Raw genomic sequence first — 17319 nt, forward strand, 5'->3', positions numbered from 1 at the left:
TACCTGAAAATGTCGAATGCTCACGAACTGAATCACATGCTGTTGATAAATATTTTATTATAGCTTAACCTCAAAAAAAAATAAAGAAAAATAATTTTCGACAGGAGGAATTTACCTTTGGCTGTCGAATCCTTAATTTAGAGAAAATAAAAGAAATTTTTCTAATTTTAAGGAGGAAGTTGTCAGTGCAGAAAATTGAGGTGTTATTAGCGGACGATAATCGAGAATTCACTAACTTGCTTGCAGAATATATATCGGAGCAGGACGATATGGTTGTCACAGGGATAGCATACAATGGCGAAGAAGTATTAGAGATGATTGAAAATGCAGACAAAATTCCTGACGTTTTAATATTAGACATTATCATGCCGCATCTGGATGGACTTGGTGTATTGGAGCGTTTACGTGATATGAACTTGTCTCCTCAACCCAAGATCATCATGCTGACAGCTTTTGGTCAAGAAAACATTACGCAACGTGCAGTTCAATTGGGCGCTTCTTATTACATTTTGAAGCCGTTTGACATGGAGGTATTATCTAATCGGGTACGTCAGCTTGTAGGGGTCAGCCAAAGCCTTACGTTAGGATCAACAACAACCTCCTCCTACACAAAAGCTAACATCGTTCCTTTAGGAAAAGGAAAAAATTTAGACGCTAATATTACTGCCATCATACATGAAATCGGAGTTCCTGCACATATTAAAGGATATCAATACTTGCGTGAAGCCATCACCATGGTTTATAACAATATAGAAATTTTAGGTTCCATCACAAAAACATTATATCCTGCCATCGCTGAGAAATTTAAAACTACACCTTCTCGTGTAGAACGTGCCATCCGGCATGCAATTGAAGTTGCATGGACAAGAGGCAACATTGACTCCATTAGCCACCTGTTTGGCTACACCATTAATATCAGTAAGTCCAAACCAACAAACAGTGAGTTCATTGCGATGGTTGCTGACAAGCTCAGAATTGAGCATAAGGTGTCTTGAAAGGGTCAGGAGTAAGGGAATAATTTAAGGTGAAGTGAATTATATTCAAATAAATTAAACATGCTTGTTTGCTCCTTTATTCGGTGAGATAATTACCAGTGAAGGAGCTTTTTCAATATTGTTATGGGAAAGTTGGGGAAGAAGATGTTACATAACCGATATGACATTAAACAAGCAATTGGAGGTATTTCCTTGGAGCAGTACATTGGACAGGGAATAATACAGCAATGTTTGCCCGAAGGTACACTCATTACGTTGGAAGAGGTAAGACTACAAGCCGATGAGGTGTGGAAGGATGGTGACATGGAAGTATGCAGCTTTGATTTCAAAGGATATACGCTCAATATTACCTTTCATGGCAAAAATGCTATTTACTTGTTTGATAGCATGGATATATGGCAGGGAAAGGAATCCCACCTTTTCAAAGAAAATAAATTAGATACAGTAATAGGAATGAAACAATATGCTAATTCTTTTAAATTAAATGTACTTTGGTTCAAAATAGAGGAAGAAGATGTGTGTCTTTTACCTAACGGGGTGACGATGCACTATCTAAAACGTGAAAATCAAAGGGTTCTTTCCAAGGTTGCGGGAACGTACCGAAGTTATAAAGATACTAAGAACAGCTTGCAAAGTATGTCAAGCTAACGATTATATAGTAAATACATACAAATCGTATTTGCCTACAAGATCACTGAAGAAGGTTTAAAAAAAACTAACAGAAAAAAATTAAAACACTTTGATCCGAAAACTGGTAAATTATTTGTTTGAGATAATTACTGTCTAGAGCCACTTACATATGGAAACGAGGGGAACATTATGTTTATTAACAATAAACAATTTCAAGCAAAAGGTCTGCGCTACTCTATTCGCTCAGCTATTCCAAGTGATGCAAAAGAATTGTCTGAATTGAGATTACAGCTTGATGGTGAAACAGAAAATCTTGATCGGGAAAGCGGAGAAGCTTTTATTGATGAAGCTGAATTTAAACAATTAATAGAGACGGATACAACTGAATCAAGAAACTTATTTTTAGTAGCAGTTGTGGATAATGTAATTGTTGGCTTTTCAAGGTGTGCAGGAATTTACCTTAAAAGATTTTCTCATAAAGTTGAATTTGGTGTATGTGTATTGAAACAGTTTTGGGGATATGGAATTGGAAAAAACCTTTTAACGCAATCTATTACTTGGGCTGACGCTAATAATGTTAAAAAAATAACACTGAATGTTTTAGAAAGTAATACAACTGCAATTGAGCTATATGAAAGATTTGGGTTTGAAATCGAGGGTATTTTGAAAAATGATAAGATTTTATCTGACGGAAAATTTTATAATACGATTTTAATGGGAAGATTTAATAAAAACTAAGTATAAATGGAACACCGACACAACTAAACCGCACTGTGCTTCAGAGACGGTTAGTTGGAATTGATGAGGTTCCTTTATTCTTTATAATGCTTCAAAACCATAATCTCGCTCCACTTTGCAAATTCTTGTTTTATACGTGGCGTACCATTCCGACTTTCCTTTTTGTTGTGCAACCAAATGCCTTTCATTTTGTTTCCACTTCTTGATTGCTTCGAGAGAGTCCCAATAAGAAACGGTAATCCCCACCTCTTCTCGTGCGCTTTCCATCCCTAAAAACCCTGCTTGTTTACAGGCTAGATTGAACATCTCTTCCGCCATTTCACCATAACCATGGTCGCCTTCTGTTCGTTCCGAAGTGAAAATGACTGCATAATAAGGTGGTTGTGGTGTTTTTGCTATTTCGCTCATATTAACTCCCCTTTTATCGTTCTTTTTGTATCAAAGAAATCATTATAGAATGAAGATCAGTTGTTGTAAACTATGAAAATTTTTATTGATAATTTTTCTTATGAACGAATGAACTGATTATATAAAAGTGAAATACTAAAAATTAAATACTAAAAATTAAATGCTAAAAATGTTAAAAATGACTTAATGTTTATTGGGAAATGTTACTTATTGACTAATTTATGGATAATACGATTGATTATGGTCTAAAAGGGTTATTATCTTTATGTAACTAAAAACAACCAAAAGGAGTGTTTAATTAATGAACATGAAAAAAACGTTGTTTGGTTCTGTATTATCTTTAGCACTTTTAGTAACAGCAGCTCCAGCCTTCGCAAGTGAAGGAAATGTAAGCTCAGCTGCTACCTCCTCAACAGCAGGAATTACCTCCAATGTGACGATTCAAAAAATTGAGACTAGATATATCTATCGCTCTGTGAACCAGTTTGCGAATTCCTTCGTGGAAGGTGGAGTGACTTGGTATTTAAAAGGAGTTACGTATGAGCATAATCAATATGTTGCCCGTTACGAAGGCCATGTGTCTTAATTTCTAAATACTAAAAGGAGTGTTTTATCAATGAACATAAAGAAAACGTTATTTAGTTCCGTGCTTTCTTTGTCACTACTGATAACAGCAGCTCCAGCCTTCGCAAGTGAAACAAATGTAAGTTTAAACCCTTCTTCAACACAGATTAACTCGGAAAAGTCAGATGTATCTATTCAGTCGATTTATTATCGATATGTATATAATTCAGTAAATAAGTTTGCTAATTCCTTTACTGAGGATGGTATTACTTGGTATCTCAAAGCGATCACATATTCAAACGGTCAATATATTGGTCATTATCAAGCTAATATTTAACTAGAATATTAAAAAGAATAGAAACACCCTATTAACTAGTTTTCAGTGAGCCTTACCATTGAGCTAATTAATAGTGGTGTTTTTTTATGTAGTGTTAAATCTTAGTCTCAATTTAGATTCGCTTTCGTTATTTTAGGAATGTTATAATAGGACAGGAATTATTGTGTTATTAATGTCTTATTTATTCGGAGGAAACAAAATATGAGTCTTGATCAAGGACTGGACTTAGCTAAGTTTGAGGCAATGTTAGAGGATGAGGTCATGTTGCCAGAGCATAAGCAGTTGGTTAGTGAGTTATTATTTCAAGCCCAGCAGCTGCAAGCAGAAAATGGGCGATTACGTAAAGCGGTGCTTTTTCATTCTCAAAAGGGCTCCCGTATGTCTACAAAATTAAAGGATGCATTATATGAATAGTGGACTCAACAACCTGAAGTCCTAGGTTTGGGGTTGGGCTAACAATATTAAATACTAGTTAACACGTATGTTTCATATATGAATGTAATAGATTATAAATGAAAACGATGGAGGTAGGAGAATGTCAATCACATGTGATGTAGCTATTCTTGGTGGTGGTACAGGAGGATATGTTGCGGCGATCCGTGCAGCACAATTGGGGAAAAACGTGGTCATTATTGAGCAGGATAAATTGGGTGGAACATGTCTTCATCGAGGTTGTATTCCTAGTAAGGCGTTATTACGTAGTGCGGAGCTATATGCGCAAATGAAGGAAAGCATCAAATACGGGATTGAAGCAACAGGTGTAGAGCTTGTTTTTCCTAAGGTTCAAGAACGCAAGCAAGCCATTGTAGACCAGTTACATAAAGGCATTCAATATTTAATGAGTAAAAATAAAATTCAGGTTATTCAGGGCAAAGGCCGAGTGATTGGTCCCTCTATTTTTTCGCCAAAAAGCGGTGCGGTGGCAGTAGAGCTTGAAGATGGAGAGATGGAAACGGTAGTTTCCACTAATCTAATCATTGCAACGGGCTCTCGTCCAAGACAACTTGGGGGCTTGTCACCTGATGGTGAATACATTTTAAGCAGTGATGAGGCACTTGAAATACAAGAGCTTCCTTCATCGATGATGATTATTGGTGGAGGCGTGATTGGCGTGGAGTGGGCTTCCTTGCTTAATGATTTTGGCGTGAAAGTAACCTTAGTGGAGGCGGCTGAGCAGCTCCTTCCTAATGAGGATGAAGAAATTGCAAATGAACTCCGTAAGGCATTACAGAAAAAGGGCGTAACGATTTACACTGGCGCAATGATAGATCTTTCCTCTTATACGGTTCAAGAGGGTAGCGTACAGCTCACAGCTAAACATAAAGAAAAAGAAATCACACTTCAAGCAGACAAGCTATTAATCTCTATTGGCCGTGAAGCAAATATAGATAACATCGGAATTGAAAACACAGATATTGCTCTCGAAAAAGGATTTATTAAAGTAAATTCAAATATGCAAACTACGGAGCCCCATATTTATGCGATTGGCGATTGTATTGGTGGCTTACAGCTCGCACACGTTGCGAGTCATGAAGGTGTGGTGGCTGTAAATCATTTGGCGAATCAACATGGACACAAGTTTGATAGTTTACATGTTCCAAGCTGTGTGTATAGTGCACCAGAGGTGGCCTCATTAGGGTTAAGTCAACAGCAGGCGGTAGCGCAGGGGTATGAGGTGAAGGTGGGTAAGGTTCCATTTACAGCAATCGGCAAAGCGTTAATTCAAGGCGAAAAAGACGGTTTTGTTAAAATTGTAGCAGATGCCAAGAGTAATGATATTTTGGGGGTTCATATGATTGGGCCTCATGTTACGGAACTTATAAATGAAGCTGCTTTAGCCCAAATTTTAGATGCAACACCTTGGGAGATTGGACAAGTTGTCTTTGCACATCCGAGTCTTTCTGAAATTATAGGAGAAGCAGCGCTTGCTGTAGATGGCATGGCAACAAGTGTTTAAAATGAACATTTTCTTTTTTTGGCAAAAAAGCGTATACTGGTATCAGGTACTAATTTAGTACCAGGTTTTAAGATGAGACAATAAAGATTCTAATTTAAATTAAAATCGCTTTAATCTTTTATAATTGAAGGAGGGAACTCCCATGAATGTAAAAAGTGTGACAGAAGCAACGTCAAGACATAAGCAGCTTGGTTTATCTGATGCTGAGGTTGTAGACATGTACAAATATATCCTGCTCGCTCGTAAATATGATGAACGAAATCTATTGCTACAACGTGCAGGGAAAATTAACTTTCACGTTTCAGGGATTGGGCAAGAGGTTGCGCAGGTAGCGGCAGCTTTTGCTTTGGATCGGGAGAAGGATTACTTTTTACCTTATTATCGTGATTATGGGTTTGTGCTTAGTGTAGGGATGACATTACGCGAGCTCATGTTATGTGCTTTTGCCAAGGCAGAAGATCCGAATAGTGGTGGACGGCAAATGCCTGGACACTTTGGAAGTAAGAAGCTACGTATTGTAACCGGCTCTAGCCCTGTAACAACACAGGTGCCACATGCGGTAGGGGTAGCTTTGGCTGCTAAAATGAAAAAACAAAAACTTGTCTCCTTTGTTACGTTTGGAGAAGGCTCAAGTAATCAGGGTGATTTCCACGAGGGCTTGAATTTTGCAGGTGTGCAAAAGCTGCCTGTCATTGTAATGTGCGAAAACAACCAGTATGCAATTTCTGTGCCAGTGAGCAAGCAATTAGGTGGTAGAGTTGTAGATCGTGCTGTAGGATACGGAATGCCTGGTGTACGTGTAGATGGTAATGATGCACTTGAAGTCTACCGTGTCGTCAAAGAAGCGCGTGAGCGTGCCATTGCAGGTGAAGGGCCAACCTTAATCGAAGCGATGATGTATCGTCTATCTCCACATTCCACGTCTGATAATGACCTGGCTTATAGAACGAAGGAAGAAGTGGATGCAAACTGGGAGAAGGATGGAATTCCTAAGCTTAAAGCGTATTTGATTGAATGTGGCTTATGGGATGAGGAGCAGGATGAAGCCTTAGTGAAGGATATTCAGAAGCAATTGAAGGATGCCATTGACTATGCCGATGCTGCGCCATTTCCTAAGCCTGAGGATACATTGCTACACGTATATGGTGATAGTGAGGGGGATCAGTAATTATGCCAGTGATGGAATATATCGACGCAATCCGACTTGCCATGCAGGAGGAGATGCAGCGTGATGAGAACGTATTTGTTATGGGTGAGGATGTTGGTGTCAAAGGTGGCGTATTTACAACAACCAAAGGCCTAATCGAGCAATTTGGCGAGGAACGTGTGATTGATACCCCACTTGCAGAATCTGCGATTGCAGGTGTAGCGATTGGTGCCGCGATGTATGGGATGAAGCCGATTGCTGAAATGCAATATTCTGATTTTATGTTGCCAGCAACAAATCAAATTATTAGTGAAGCTGCGAAAATCCGCTATCGCTCTAACAATGATTGGACTTGTCCACTTGTTGTACGTGCGCCGATTGGTGGTGGGATTTTTGGAGGTTTATACCACTCCCAATGTGCGGAGTCGATCTTTTTTGGAACACCGGGCTTAAAAATTATCGCACCTTATTCAGCTTATGATGCAAAAGGCTTACTGAAGGCCGCAATTCGTGACCCTGATCCTGTTCTCTTTTTTGAAAATAAAAAATGCTACAAGCTTATTAAAGAAGATGTGCCTGAGGATGATTACATCGTTCCAATTGGGAAGGCGAACCTGCTACGCGAAGGGGACGATATTACAGTGATTAGCTATAGCTTACCTCTTCATTTTATTATGCAAGCGGCAGAGGAGCTGGAGCAAGAGCAAGGAATTACAGCGCATGTACTAGATTTGCGCACACTTCAACCGCTTGATCGTGAAGCGATCATCGCAGCGGCTAAAAAAACCGGCAAGGTACTGATAGTACATGAGGACAACAAGACGGGTGGCGTAGGTGCAGAGGTATCTGCCATTATTTCTGAAGAATGTTTATTTGAGCTTGATGCACCAATTAATCGTTTGTGTGGTCCAGATGTGCCTGCAATGCCGATTAGTCCGCCAATGGAAAAGTTCTTTATGCTCAACAAGGATAAAGTGAAGGAAGCTATGCTACAGCTAGCGCTGTATTAAGCAAGGAGTGAAAATGTGATGTTAAAAAGCAAAAACCTAGTAGATGTTGTCATGCCTCAGCTCGCAGAATCTTTAGTATCGGCTACGATCGCCAAGTGGTTAAAAAAACCAGGGGATAATGTTGAGGAATATGAACCGATTTGTGAGGTCATCACAGATAAGGTCAACGCAGAAATTCCGTCTACCATGGACGGAGTTATGGGTGAAATTTTGGCTGATGAAGGGCAAGAGGTTGCAGTTGGACATTTGATTTGTCGGATTGAGGTTGCCAGTGAAGAGCAAGGACATAGTCAAGCCAATGTGAACAACCAAGCGAATGCAAGCAACCAAGCCAATATGAACAATCAAGTGAATATAGGAAACCAATTAAATGTGAATGCTAACGGTGGTGGAAGTGATAACTCCGCCTTGCGTGGGCGTTACTCTCCTGCGGTATTAACGCTTGCAGCAGAGCATGGAATTGCGCTAGAGCAGCTTCAAGGCTCTGGATTAGGAGGAAGAATTACACGTAAAGACGTGCTTAATTACATTCAGTCTGGTGCATCTACATCGTCCCAAGGAGCTACATCATCAACAGGAGCTACATTGTCAACAGCAGCTGCTGCATCAATCAGCTCAGTGCCTACTGCACCTGCTAACCCTACTCCAATTGCCGTTGAGCAGCCTAAGGCAGTACCGGTGCGCAATTCTGGACTTCATTTATCTGAAACGCCTGCCATTCCTAAAATTGAAGTGGAGGCTGGCAATCGTTCTGAATACTTGATTGATGTCACACCAATTCGAAGTGCAATAGCTAGAAATATGCGTCAAAGTGTATCGGAAATTCCGCATGGCTGGATGATGATCGAGGTAGACGTTACGAATATGGTACAGCTTAGAAATAAGCTGAAGGATGACTTTAAGAAGAAGGAAGGCATTAATTTAACGTACTTAGCCTTTATGATGAAGGCGGTTGTTAGTGCGATTAAGGATTATCCAATTATGAACTCCGTGTGGGCTGTGGATAAAATTATCGTAAAACGTGATATTAATATCTCCTTAGCGGTAGGAACGGAGGATTCCGTGTTAACGCCAGTCATTCAAAAGGCAGATCAGAAAAATATTGCAGGCTTAGCAAAAGAGATTGATGATTTGGCAAGCAAGGTTCGTGCAGGCAAGCTAAAACTGGATGACATGCAAAATGGGACATTTACGGTAAACAATACAGGTTCATTTGGCTCGATTTTGTCTCAGCCTATTATTAACTACCCGCAAGCCGCAATTTTAACGTTTGAATCAATTGTGAAAAAACCGGTTGTTATTAATGACATGTTAGCGATTCGCTCGATGGCGAATTTATGTCTGTCACTAGATCATCGTATATTGGATGGCGTCATTTGCGGACGGTTTATGCAACGTGTGAAGGATAATATCGAGGGCTATACGTTAGACACACAGGTGTACTAATTGAGGCTCTAGAAAACAAAAAAAGTGAAATAGAGCGTAGTTATCCCGTCTCTTTCACTTTTTTTGCGTGTTTTAATCTTAAATTCCTTTTAGGTTAAGTACATATCAATATTTGGTTTTGCTTATCTAAATAGGAGTGGTTCTAATAACGCAAGCAATGAAGAGCCAACCATGGCAAATAGCATAATGTAAACGACGATTTTAAATGTTTTTTTAGACATATCTGGTTCTCCTTTAATATTAACATTCTTATCATATTAACCTAAATTTCCGTAGGAGGAAAGTAAAATGATCATGAAGGAACGAGTAATTGGAAAATTTCTGGAGCTTATTGCAATTGATAGTGAAACAAAAAATGAACGGAATATCGCAGATGTATTAAAAAAACAATTAGCTGACCTAGGATTAGAAGTCATTGAGGATGATTCCTACAAAAAAACTGGCCATGGTGCAGGTAACATCATTGCAACGTTAAAGGGTGATGGAACAAGCAAAGCAGAGCCGATCCTGCTCACTTGTCATATGGATACGGTTGCGCCAGGGAATGGAATTAAAGCGATCGTTGGTGATGATGGCTGGATTCGTAGTGATGGAACGACGATTTTAGGTGCGGACGATAAAGCTGGTTTAGCGGCTTTGTTTGAAGTGATTCAGGTCATTCGTGAGAATAACCTTCCCCATGGACAAATTCAATTTGTCATTACCGCAGGTGAGGAATCAGGTTTGCAGGGCTCTCGCGCATTAGATGCCAAATATTTGGATGCAAAAATGGGCTTTGCGATTGATTCTAATGGTGAGGTGGGTACGATCTGTGTCGCTGCTCCAACGCAAACACGTGTGGAGATTGAGATTTTTGGTAAGTCTGCACATGCGGGTGTCAATCCAGAGGATGGAATTAGTGCCATCCAAGTCGCAGGTAAAGCGATAGCTCGGATGAAGCTAGGACGTATTAGTGAAGACACTACCGCAAATATCGGGAAGTTTGAAGGTGGTGGGGCGACTAATGTGGTCCCTGACTATGTCAAGCTGTATGGTGAAGCTCGTAGCTTGTCTCAAAATAAAGTAGAAGCACAATTAGCTTCCATGAAGGAAGCGATGGAGTCTGCTTGTCAGGATTTTGGGGCACGTGGAGAGTTTATGAGCGAAATGTTTTATCCTGCCTTTCATTTAGAGGAGGATGCTCCTGTTGTACAGCTAACTAAACGTGCGGCTACTAATCTTGGACTATCTGGTGCGACGTTCGTGTCAGGTGGAGGTAGTGATGCTAACGTATTTAATGGGTTAGGAATTCCAACGGTTAATCTTGCGATTGGTTATGAGGATATTCATACAACAAAGGAACGAATTAAACAAGACGATATCGTAAAAATTACAGAGCTGCTATTAGAAATAATTAAGCAAACTGTAAAGTAAAATGAGTAAGCTAATATAGGTAAGCAATAGCCTAAAAACCCGAGCCGCTAATCATCATATTAGGCAATCGGGTTTTTAGCTTTGCTGTGATCTTGTGTATGCCAGTTTGTTGCATCAACAATTTGAATGCATTTTGTTAGGTGAGCAATGTACGTATTAATTTTGTCCACTTCTTGGGGGGTTGGATGATAGAGCTCAATTCTGCGATGTAAATTTTGTATGTTTTCATGAAGAGAGGATGAGGCTAAAGCATAATAAGCCTGACCTGCATGTGGATGATAAAGGGTTAACGTCTCAAAGAGCTGAGAAGCTTCAGCGTAGTTGCTATCATCATAGGCGATTACAGCCTTTATCCAGGTGAGTTGGAAATAAGCATAGCTATGGATGTTTTGCTCTCTTTGCTTTATTTTGCACTCATATTCTAGTAGCTTTTGCTTCACAAGCTCAGTATAGCCATGTCTATACAAAGCATCAATATAAACGCTGTACATGTATTCACATGGATCAAGGGCAACGAGGTGCTCTGCCTCAGAAAATTGCTGTGAAGTAACATATTGCTCTATCAAAATGTCAATGGGTATAGACTGTTTATTGTTAGACTCTGGAACAACGTGTAAATGTACTTGCTTTGCTTTATTCATGGTAGTCTGCCACCTTAGGCTCTACCGTACCTTGAATGGCTACAACATCCTTTAATAAAACATCAGCTTGATAGTTACGTAGCCATTGTTTGAGCATAATACGGATTTGCCAAGCCTTTCCTTGTAACGTAAGCTGACCATTACCAAAATACGATTTCATGACAAGCCTCACTCCTTTGACATAGATTTGCTATAATAACACCATATGATCATGGTGGACAGGTTATGTCTTAAATAAACTATCTACTTAAGACAAAAAAATAGATTGCTATTTTACGCTCTAAGGCGTTAGGAGGAAGTTAATTGAAAAAATCATCGTCATCCCCACTAAATGAAACAACATTATCAACAGAAGCTATTTTTACGGGAAAAGTCATTTCGTTGCAGGTGGACACTGTGCAATTACCGGATGGTAATCAAGCGACACGTGAGGTTGTCAAGCATCCAGGAGCAGTGTCCGTGCTGGCTGTGCATGATGGACGCCTGTTGCTGGTAGATCAATTTCGTCAACCAATGGGACGTTGTGAGCTGGAAATTCCCGCAGGCAAGCTAGAAAAGGGTGAAGACCCGATGGAAGCGGCAAAACGGGAGCTACAAGAGGAAACGGGGTATACCTGTGGTAAGATCGAACCGCTGCATTCCTTTTATACTTCGCCTGGGTTTGCGGATGAAATCATTCATTTATACATTGCTTCCGATTTACAAAAAGGGGAAATGTCTTTAGATGAGGACGAATTTTTAGAGGTATACGAAGCCACCTTAGAGGAATGTGAGGCTTATATTGCAGAGGGACGCATTGCAGATGCGAAAACGATCCTTGCGGTGTACGCGTGGAGACAAGGTTTATTGGACAAACAAGATAAAGGATTGTGATCATGATCGAAAAACTAAACGAAGATCAACATGAACATGAACATCAAGATGAACATCAACATATAGAACAGCTTTCTGCTTATTATGCAGATATGCATATTCATATTGGGACTACGTCCCAAGGTCAAGCCGTTAAAATAAGCGGCAGTCGTGATTTGACCTTTGAAAATATTGCAAAAGAGGCCAGAGATCGGAAGGGCATTCATTTAGCAGGTATTATTGACTGCCATGCCCCTGGTGTTCAACACGATATTCAGTCCTTGCTAGATTGTGGCGAAATGACTGAGCTTGAGGATGGGGGGATCTCCTATCAAGGAACGACCTTGCTGCTTGGTAGTGAGCTGGAATTTCGGGAGCCAGGGATGGGACCTGCACATGTGCTTGTCTTTTTCCCTTATTTTTCGGATATTGTTGCCTTTACAGCATGGTTAAAGCCTTTGATGAAAAATGTGAACTTAAGCTCACAGCGTGTTCATGCGCCAGTGCTAGATATCCAAAAAGAGGTATACAGTCGAGGTGGCATGATGATCCCGGCCCATATATTTACACCTCACCGTAGTATTTATGGCACGTGTGCAGATAAAATGAGAGATGTGCTTGATCCTAAGCTATTGCATGGGGTGGAGTTAGGCTTAAGTGCGGATCATGATATGGCTGGACTCATTAGTGAACTCGATGACTACACGATTTTAACCAACTCAGATGCTCATTCTCTTAAAAAAATCGGTAGAGAGTATAACAAGCTTTTGCTACAAAAGCCAACGTATTTTGAATTTGAAAAAGCTTTACTCCGCCAAGAGGGTCGAAAGGTAATTGGAAATTATGGTCTGAATCCGAAGCTAGGCAAATACCATCGCACACATTGTACACAGTGTGGCAAAAATATGGATGCAATTGGCGTTAAGGGTGAATTGTGTCCAGCCTGTGGCAGTAAAAAAATCGTTACGGGTGTGATGGATCGGATATTAAGCATCGCTGACCGCAAAACCACAAAGCTTCCCCCACATCGTCCCACTTATTACTATCAGATTCCTCTGGAATTTATTCCAGGTCTAGGTCCAGCTAAGCTTCGTCGCTTACTAGAAACCTTTGGTACGGAAATGACGATTTTGCATGAGGCATCGTATGAAGAGCTGGATACGATTGTAGGATCTGAGCTAGCAGGTTACATCTGTAGCGCAAGACATGGAGAGCTTGTCGTTTCTGTTGGTGGTGGTGGCGTTTATGGAAAAGTTCAACGTATGGAGCAAGCGCAAAAATAATTGGCATAGCAAGACAAGCCTAATCATAGTTTGATATATGAACTAGTTAATGCATTAGTAAATGTACTAGTTATCGCAATTGAACTATGAAAGGAAGTCTTCCAATTATGCTGAATCATTTTCGCCATACGTTAAAGGATCAAACTGCATTATATGTGTTTGTGTCTGTGTTATTTTTAATGGGCGTTATTTTTGGAGCCTTGCTGGTAAATGCGTTAAGCTTAGAGCAACAGCAGGATTTATCGAGATATTTAAGTAATTTTTTTACCTCCATATCGCAAGGAGGGACGGAATATGAGCAGCTTTCATTTGCAAAAGTGGCTGCCCTACATTTGAAGTGGTTAGGCTTAATTTGGATTTTAGGATTATCTGTCATTGGTCTGCCAGGTATTTTTGTGTTGGATTTCTTTAAAGGTGTATTAATTGGCTTCACAGTGGGCTGTTTAGTTGGCCAATTTAGTTGGAAAGGACTCCTATTTGCCCTCATGGCGGTTGCACCACATAACCTAATTGTTATTCCAGCTCTGTTAGCAGCCAGTGTAGCCGCAACTAGCTTTTCACTTGGGATTATCCGAAGTCGCATTTTAATGAAGCTACCTAACCACAATCATTCCTCTTTACTATCGTATTGTAGTATTATTTTGTTGATGGCGGGTGTCATTTTAGTTGCATCTTGTTTTGAGACCTGGGTGACACCAATACTGATGAGACTTGTGGCTTGAGTTCTAGTAAAATATTGACTTTGTTGTTTCACTCCCCATATAATGAAAGAAGTGGTTTAAGATTATGCGGCGATTCCTTGGGGAGGGAGAACATGGAAGCAAAGATCGAGAAAATCAAGCAACAGCTGCAATCCCACGGTTACAAGTTGACACCCCAGCGGGAAGCCACGGTAAGGGTATTGCTCGAAAATGAAGAGGATCATCTCAGTGCGGAAGATGTCTTTATGCTTGTAAAGGATAAAGCTCCTGAAATCGGGCTTGCAACCGTTTATCGGACTCTTGAGTTGCTTAGCGAACTACATGTGGTTGAAAAAATTAATTTTGGTGACGGCGTAGCAAGATATGATCTAAGAACAGATACGTCGAAGCATCACCACCACCATTTAATTTGTGTGCAATGTGGAGCGATGGATGAGATTCGTGAGGATTGGCTTGGTGAGCTTGAAGAACGCTTAGATAAAGAATTTAATTTTACAGTATTGGACCACCGTCTAGATTTCCATGGTGTGTGTCATCGCTGTAATGCTAAAAACAAAGAATCAGACAAATCCTAATAAAAACATAATTGGAGAAGCTCTCTATAGGATAAATTATCCTATGGGGGGCTTTTTTTAAATTTATAGATTGCTATGTTAGTTTTGTTGTACTTTACTTGACTATGATAGTGATAATCGTTATCATTGAAAAAATGAAATTATTTAGGGGGAAGATGTAATGTCTTTGTTCAAAAATAAGAAAGCGGTTTTAGTGTTTATTAGCATTTTACTTGCTTCTTTATGGCTCACAGCTTGTGGAGGCAATGCTGATAATAGTAAGCAGGACAGGAATGTGAAGCAAGAAGCAGCAAACCAAAATAACGAAACAAAAACAAATAATCAGGTAGCAACAGAGCGAGAACTTACAGATGCAACAGGTAACACAGTGAAAATTCCTGCTAATCCTGAGCGTATTATTGCCTCATACTTAGAAGATCATTTAGTAGCTTTAGGTGTGAAACCAATAGTCCAATGGTCTGTGAAAAATGGAGTGCAAAATTATTTACAAAATGACTTGAAGGATATTCCAGCAATTTCCTATGACTTGCCTTATGAAGAGGTAACAGGGCATAATCCAGATCTCATTATTCTTGGTGAAAGTGGGACAGGTCAAGATGGAAAGTATGAGCAATACAGCAAAATTGCTCCGACATTTTTGTTAGGTGATGAAATAAGTAAAGACTGGCGTAAGGCATTGGCTAAAGTTGGAGAATTATTAGGCAAGGAAGCAGAAGCGCAAAAGGTGCTGGAGGAATATGACGCTAAAGCAAAAGCAGCAAAGGAATCACTTCAAGCTGCGATTGGTGATAAATCAGTTGTTGCAATTTGGTTGATCTCAGGTAAGTTTTTTGTCGTGAGTGAGAATCAATCTAGTGGTGGGGTATTGTATCACGATCTTGGCATGAAAGCCCCCGAGATAGTAAAGGAGATTTCCAGCACAGGAACTGCTAACTGGAATGCCATTTCAGAAGAAAAACTAGCTTTGCTTGATGCAGATTACATCTTTTTGATTGATAGTGATGCTCAGACCGGATCAGAAGCGCTTAAAGCCCCAATCTGGCAAGGATTGAAGGCTGTAAAAGCAAATCAAGTCTTTACCTTCGATCGTAATCACAGTTGGTTATATAGTGGTGCAATCGCCAACGGACAGATGATTGATGATGTACTTACTAGTTTAGTGAAATAAATTCAATAACTAATTCAGCATAAAACAGGTTAGAGAATGTCCGACTAAAGACTGCCCTACTTAATTGAGTAGGGCAGCCTTTTTGCATATATTACTAAATCACTTTATTTCCGATATAAGTATTAATAAAATTATAAATCGTTATTTTTCATTCCGTTTAACATGAAATTAAATATGTACGGATATGATTATGTTATAATTGAAAGGAACATATTCTCACTACAGAAACGATATACTAAATTAAAAGCCAAGTTTATGTAGTGGGGGAAGAGACCATGATTATTTCAGTACGGAAGCTAGTACGATTTTGCAAATACAGTATTATATTTATGATGCTTGCCTATTTTTTGTACAAACTGTTAGGTGTCATCGATATTTATTTGCTACCTGTGGATAAGTATCGTGTACCGGATGGTTCAGCAGTGAAGGTGTTTCATATCGAGCAGGATGGTGTTTCAGGGGTTAATAAAATGTCTGAGCGCTTAAAGTTATTTTTTTGGTATGGGGAGTAACCTTGCCTAAGGAGGGAAGAGGCATGGAGCAGGCGGTAGCCTCCTTTATTACGTATGTGGAGGAAACAAAAGACTTACGCGGAGCAACTCTAGAATCATATGAAAGAGACGTTAAGCAATTTCTTAGCTTTTTGCAGGAAAGGGATATTCATCATTTAGAAGAAGTGACACGTACTAGCATTATGCTTTATTTCTCTACATTAAAGGAACGGGGAAAAGCGTCAGCGACGATTACACGAGCTTCTGTTAGCTTAAAGGCTTTTTTTCAATATTTACTTGCGGCGCGCGTAATTCATCAAGATCCCTATGTCAAGGTAGACACGCCTAAGCATGACAAAAAGCTTCCCCACATTTTAAGCATTGAAGAGATAGACAAGCTACTTGCGATGCCAGATGTGACGACAGTATTAGGTTTACGTGATAAGGCTATGCTTGAAATGTTGTATGCAACAGGCTTACGAGTATCGGAGCTAAATTCCATTAAGGTGCAGGACATCGATTTGGATTATGGCTTTGTACGAGGGGTGAGCAGTGCTGGCAAAGAAAGAATTATACCAATTGGCTCAGTTACGGTAAAATGGATACAACGTTATATGAAGGAAGCATTGCCTGTCTTACATAAGGAAGGGACAAGCAGTCATTTGTTCTTGAACCGTCAGGGACAGGGCATCAGTAGACAAGGCTTTTGGAAAATGATAAAAAAGTATGGGAAGGAAGCTGGACTTACAGATGAACTAACCCCCCATACGTTAAGGCATTCCTTTGCTTCGCATTTGTTAGAACGGGGTGCTGATATTCGTGCAGTGCAGGAGATGCTTGGACATGGTGACATTTCAACCATTCAAGTGTACTTACAGCGCTCAAAGCAAAATTTAAAATCCGTGTATGACTCCTTTCACCCGCGGGCAAAAGAAAATGAAGAACTACACAATGAGGAGTGAA

At 39.9% G+C, this 17319-nt stretch carries 22 protein-coding genes; 18 read left to right on the plus strand and 4 right to left on the minus strand.

The genetic code is table 11. The features are described 5' to 3' along the window. Positions 1-185 precede the first annotated feature (185 nt). From spo0A to J2Z32_RS16280, 3 genes are all read left to right on the plus strand, one after another. Positions 186-995 carry a sporulation transcription factor Spo0A gene (spo0A, locus tag J2Z32_RS16270; protein WP_210090238.1) on the plus strand — a complete coding sequence of 270 codons (810 nt, stop codon included), beginning with the start codon at positions 186-188 and terminating at the stop codon, positions 993-995. Between the two features lie 144 nt (positions 996-1139). Further along, positions 1140-1643 carry a hypothetical protein gene (locus J2Z32_RS16275; RefSeq protein ID WP_210090239.1) on the plus strand — a complete coding sequence of 168 codons (504 nt, stop codon included), beginning with the start codon at positions 1140-1142 and terminating at the stop codon, positions 1641-1643. Between the two features lie 171 nt (positions 1644-1814). Beyond that, positions 1815-2363: a GNAT family N-acetyltransferase gene (locus tag J2Z32_RS16280; protein WP_210090240.1), complete on the plus strand. Its 549-nt coding sequence runs from the start codon at positions 1815-1817 to the stop codon at positions 2361-2363. An 81-nt stretch (positions 2364-2444) separates the two neighbouring features. Here J2Z32_RS16280 and J2Z32_RS16285 read toward each other — a convergent pair whose 3' ends face one another. Beyond that, positions 2445-2771 (minus strand): antibiotic biosynthesis monooxygenase family protein, encoded by a 327-nt coding sequence (locus tag J2Z32_RS16285; RefSeq protein ID WP_210090241.1) that lies wholly within the window; start codon positions 2769-2771, stop codon positions 2445-2447. A gap of 301 nt (positions 2772-3072) precedes the next feature. On the opposite strand from J2Z32_RS16285, the gene J2Z32_RS16290 reads away from it, so the two are divergent. From J2Z32_RS16290 to J2Z32_RS16320, 7 genes are all read left to right on the plus strand, one after another. Further along, positions 3073-3357, plus strand: coding sequence for an LCI fold-containing protein (locus tag J2Z32_RS16290; protein ID WP_210090242.1), 285 nt, complete (start codon positions 3073-3075; stop codon positions 3355-3357). A gap of 30 nt (positions 3358-3387) precedes the next feature. Next, entirely contained in the window at positions 3388-3672 is a 285-nt protein-coding gene (locus tag J2Z32_RS16295) for an LCI fold-containing protein (protein ID WP_210090243.1), read from the plus strand. A 201-nt stretch (positions 3673-3873) separates the two neighbouring features. After that, positions 3874-4086 (plus strand): hypothetical protein, encoded by a 213-nt coding sequence (locus tag J2Z32_RS16300; protein ID WP_210090244.1) that lies wholly within the window; start codon positions 3874-3876, stop codon positions 4084-4086. Between the two features lie 121 nt (positions 4087-4207). Next, positions 4208-5629: a dihydrolipoyl dehydrogenase gene (gene lpdA / locus J2Z32_RS16305; protein ID WP_210090245.1), complete on the plus strand. Its 1422-nt coding sequence runs from the start codon at positions 4208-4210 to the stop codon at positions 5627-5629. A 142-nt stretch (positions 5630-5771) separates the two neighbouring features. Next, entirely contained in the window at positions 5772-6797 is a 1026-nt protein-coding gene (locus J2Z32_RS16310; RefSeq protein ID WP_210090246.1) for a thiamine pyrophosphate-dependent dehydrogenase E1 component subunit alpha, read from the plus strand. Between the two features lie 2 nt (positions 6798-6799). Next, complete coding sequence (locus J2Z32_RS16315; RefSeq protein WP_210090247.1) at positions 6800-7786, plus strand: alpha-ketoacid dehydrogenase subunit beta; 987 nt, start codon at positions 6800-6802, stop codon at positions 7784-7786. An 18-nt stretch (positions 7787-7804) separates the two neighbouring features. Further along, entirely contained in the window at positions 7805-9232 is a 1428-nt protein-coding gene (locus J2Z32_RS16320; protein WP_210090248.1) for a dihydrolipoamide acetyltransferase family protein, read from the plus strand. A 122-nt stretch (positions 9233-9354) separates the two neighbouring features. Here J2Z32_RS16320 and prli42 read toward each other — a convergent pair whose 3' ends face one another. Next, positions 9355-9453 carry a stressosome-associated protein Prli42 gene (gene prli42, locus J2Z32_RS16325; RefSeq protein ID WP_210090249.1) on the minus strand — a complete coding sequence of 33 codons (99 nt, stop codon included), beginning with the start codon at positions 9451-9453 and terminating at the stop codon, positions 9355-9357. A gap of 67 nt (positions 9454-9520) precedes the next feature. On the opposite strand from prli42, the gene J2Z32_RS16330 reads away from it, so the two are divergent. Beyond that, positions 9521-10645, plus strand: a complete 1125-nt coding sequence (locus tag J2Z32_RS16330) for a M20/M25/M40 family metallo-hydrolase (protein ID WP_210090250.1) — start codon at positions 9521-9523, stop codon at positions 10643-10645. Between the two features lie 59 nt (positions 10646-10704). Here J2Z32_RS16330 and J2Z32_RS16335 read toward each other — a convergent pair whose 3' ends face one another. Next, a complete protein-coding gene (locus tag J2Z32_RS16335) occupies positions 10705-11286 on the minus strand; it encodes a hypothetical protein (RefSeq protein WP_210090251.1) in 582 nt (193 codons plus the stop codon). Further along, the gene (gene mciZ, locus J2Z32_RS16340; protein ID WP_210090252.1) at positions 11279-11446 is read right to left on the minus strand and encodes a Z-ring formation inhibitor MciZ; all 168 of its coding nucleotides are present in this window, start codon (positions 11444-11446) and stop codon (positions 11279-11281) included. The genes J2Z32_RS16335 and mciZ overlap by 8 nt, the downstream gene beginning before the upstream one ends. A 143-nt stretch (positions 11447-11589) precedes the next feature. On the opposite strand from mciZ, the gene J2Z32_RS16345 reads away from it, so the two are divergent. The 7 genes from J2Z32_RS16345 (at position 11590) to xerD (ending at position 17318) form a co-directional block, all read left to right on the plus strand. After that, entirely contained in the window at positions 11590-12159 is a 570-nt protein-coding gene (locus tag J2Z32_RS16345; RefSeq protein ID WP_210090253.1) for an NUDIX domain-containing protein, read from the plus strand. 92 nt (positions 12160-12251) lie between these two features. Continuing rightward, complete coding sequence (locus tag J2Z32_RS16350) at positions 12252-13421, plus strand: endonuclease Q family protein (RefSeq protein WP_210090293.1); 1170 nt, start codon at positions 12252-12254, stop codon at positions 13419-13421. A 110-nt stretch (positions 13422-13531) separates the two neighbouring features. Then, a complete protein-coding gene (gene spoIIM, locus J2Z32_RS16355) occupies positions 13532-14143 on the plus strand; it encodes a stage II sporulation protein M (RefSeq protein ID WP_425343015.1) in 612 nt (203 codons plus the stop codon). A gap of 92 nt (positions 14144-14235) precedes the next feature. After that, positions 14236-14697, plus strand: coding sequence for a ferric iron uptake transcriptional regulator (gene fur / locus J2Z32_RS16360; protein WP_210090254.1), 462 nt, complete (start codon positions 14236-14238; stop codon positions 14695-14697). A gap of 160 nt (positions 14698-14857) precedes the next feature. Then, on the plus strand, positions 14858-15865 hold the full coding sequence (locus J2Z32_RS16365; protein WP_210090255.1) for an ABC transporter substrate-binding protein: 1008 nt from the start codon (positions 14858-14860) through the stop codon (positions 15863-15865). 275 nt (positions 15866-16140) lie between these two features. Next, positions 16141-16377: a DUF4227 family protein gene (locus J2Z32_RS16370; RefSeq protein WP_210090256.1), complete on the plus strand. Its 237-nt coding sequence runs from the start codon at positions 16141-16143 to the stop codon at positions 16375-16377. A gap of 23 nt (positions 16378-16400) precedes the next feature. Beyond that, positions 16401-17318 carry a site-specific tyrosine recombinase XerD gene (gene xerD, locus J2Z32_RS16375; RefSeq protein WP_210090257.1) on the plus strand — a complete coding sequence of 306 codons (918 nt, stop codon included), beginning with the start codon at positions 16401-16403 and terminating at the stop codon, positions 17316-17318. Position 17319 lies beyond the last annotated feature (1 nt).

This window comes from Paenibacillus turicensis (assembly GCF_017873435.1).
Taxonomy (GTDB): Bacteria; Bacillota; Bacilli; order Paenibacillales; family Paenibacillaceae; genus Fontibacillus; species Fontibacillus turicensis.

Bases quoted from the DNA above. Each gene is read 5' to 3' on its own strand.
- J2Z32_RS16275 (WP_210090239.1), top strand. From the start codon at position 1,140: ATGTTACATAACCGATATGACATTAAACAAGCAATTGGAGGTATTTCC.
- J2Z32_RS16280 (WP_210090240.1), top strand. From the start codon at position 1,815: ATGTTTATTAACAATAAACAATTTCAAGCAAAAGGTCTGCGCTACTCT.
- J2Z32_RS16285 (WP_210090241.1), bottom strand. From the start codon at position 2,771: ATGAGCGAAATAGCAAAAACACCACAACCACCTTATTATGCAGTCATT.
- J2Z32_RS16290 (WP_210090242.1), top strand. From the start codon at position 3,073: ATGAACATGAAAAAAACGTTGTTTGGTTCTGTATTATCTTTAGCACTT.
- J2Z32_RS16295 (WP_210090243.1), top strand. From the start codon at position 3,388: ATGAACATAAAGAAAACGTTATTTAGTTCCGTGCTTTCTTTGTCACTA.
- J2Z32_RS16300 (WP_210090244.1), top strand. From the start codon at position 3,874: ATGAGTCTTGATCAAGGACTGGACTTAGCTAAGTTTGAGGCAATGTTA.
- lpdA (WP_210090245.1), top strand. From the start codon at position 4,208: ATGTCAATCACATGTGATGTAGCTATTCTTGGTGGTGGTACAGGAGGA.
- J2Z32_RS16310 (WP_210090246.1), top strand. From the start codon at position 5,772: ATGAATGTAAAAAGTGTGACAGAAGCAACGTCAAGACATAAGCAGCTT.
- J2Z32_RS16315 (WP_210090247.1), top strand. From the start codon at position 6,800: ATGCCAGTGATGGAATATATCGACGCAATCCGACTTGCCATGCAGGAG.
- J2Z32_RS16320 (WP_210090248.1), top strand. From the start codon at position 7,805: ATGTTAAAAAGCAAAAACCTAGTAGATGTTGTCATGCCTCAGCTCGCA.
- prli42 (WP_210090249.1), bottom strand. From the start codon at position 9,453: ATGTCTAAAAAAACATTTAAAATCGTCGTTTACATTATGCTATTTGCC.
- J2Z32_RS16330 (WP_210090250.1), top strand. From the start codon at position 9,521: ATGATCATGAAGGAACGAGTAATTGGAAAATTTCTGGAGCTTATTGCA.
- J2Z32_RS16335 (WP_210090251.1), bottom strand. From the start codon at position 11,286: ATGAATAAAGCAAAGCAAGTACATTTACACGTTGTTCCAGAGTCTAAC.
- mciZ (WP_210090252.1), bottom strand. From the start codon at position 11,446: ATGAAATCGTATTTTGGTAATGGTCAGCTTACGTTACAAGGAAAGGCT.
- J2Z32_RS16350 (WP_210090293.1), top strand. From the start codon at position 12,252: ATGCATATTCATATTGGGACTACGTCCCAAGGTCAAGCCGTTAAAATA.
- fur (WP_210090254.1), top strand. From the start codon at position 14,236: ATGGAAGCAAAGATCGAGAAAATCAAGCAACAGCTGCAATCCCACGGT.
- J2Z32_RS16365 (WP_210090255.1), top strand. From the start codon at position 14,858: ATGTCTTTGTTCAAAAATAAGAAAGCGGTTTTAGTGTTTATTAGCATT.
- J2Z32_RS16370 (WP_210090256.1), top strand. From the start codon at position 16,141: ATGATTATTTCAGTACGGAAGCTAGTACGATTTTGCAAATACAGTATT.
- xerD (WP_210090257.1), top strand. From the start codon at position 16,401: ATGGAGCAGGCGGTAGCCTCCTTTATTACGTATGTGGAGGAAACAAAA.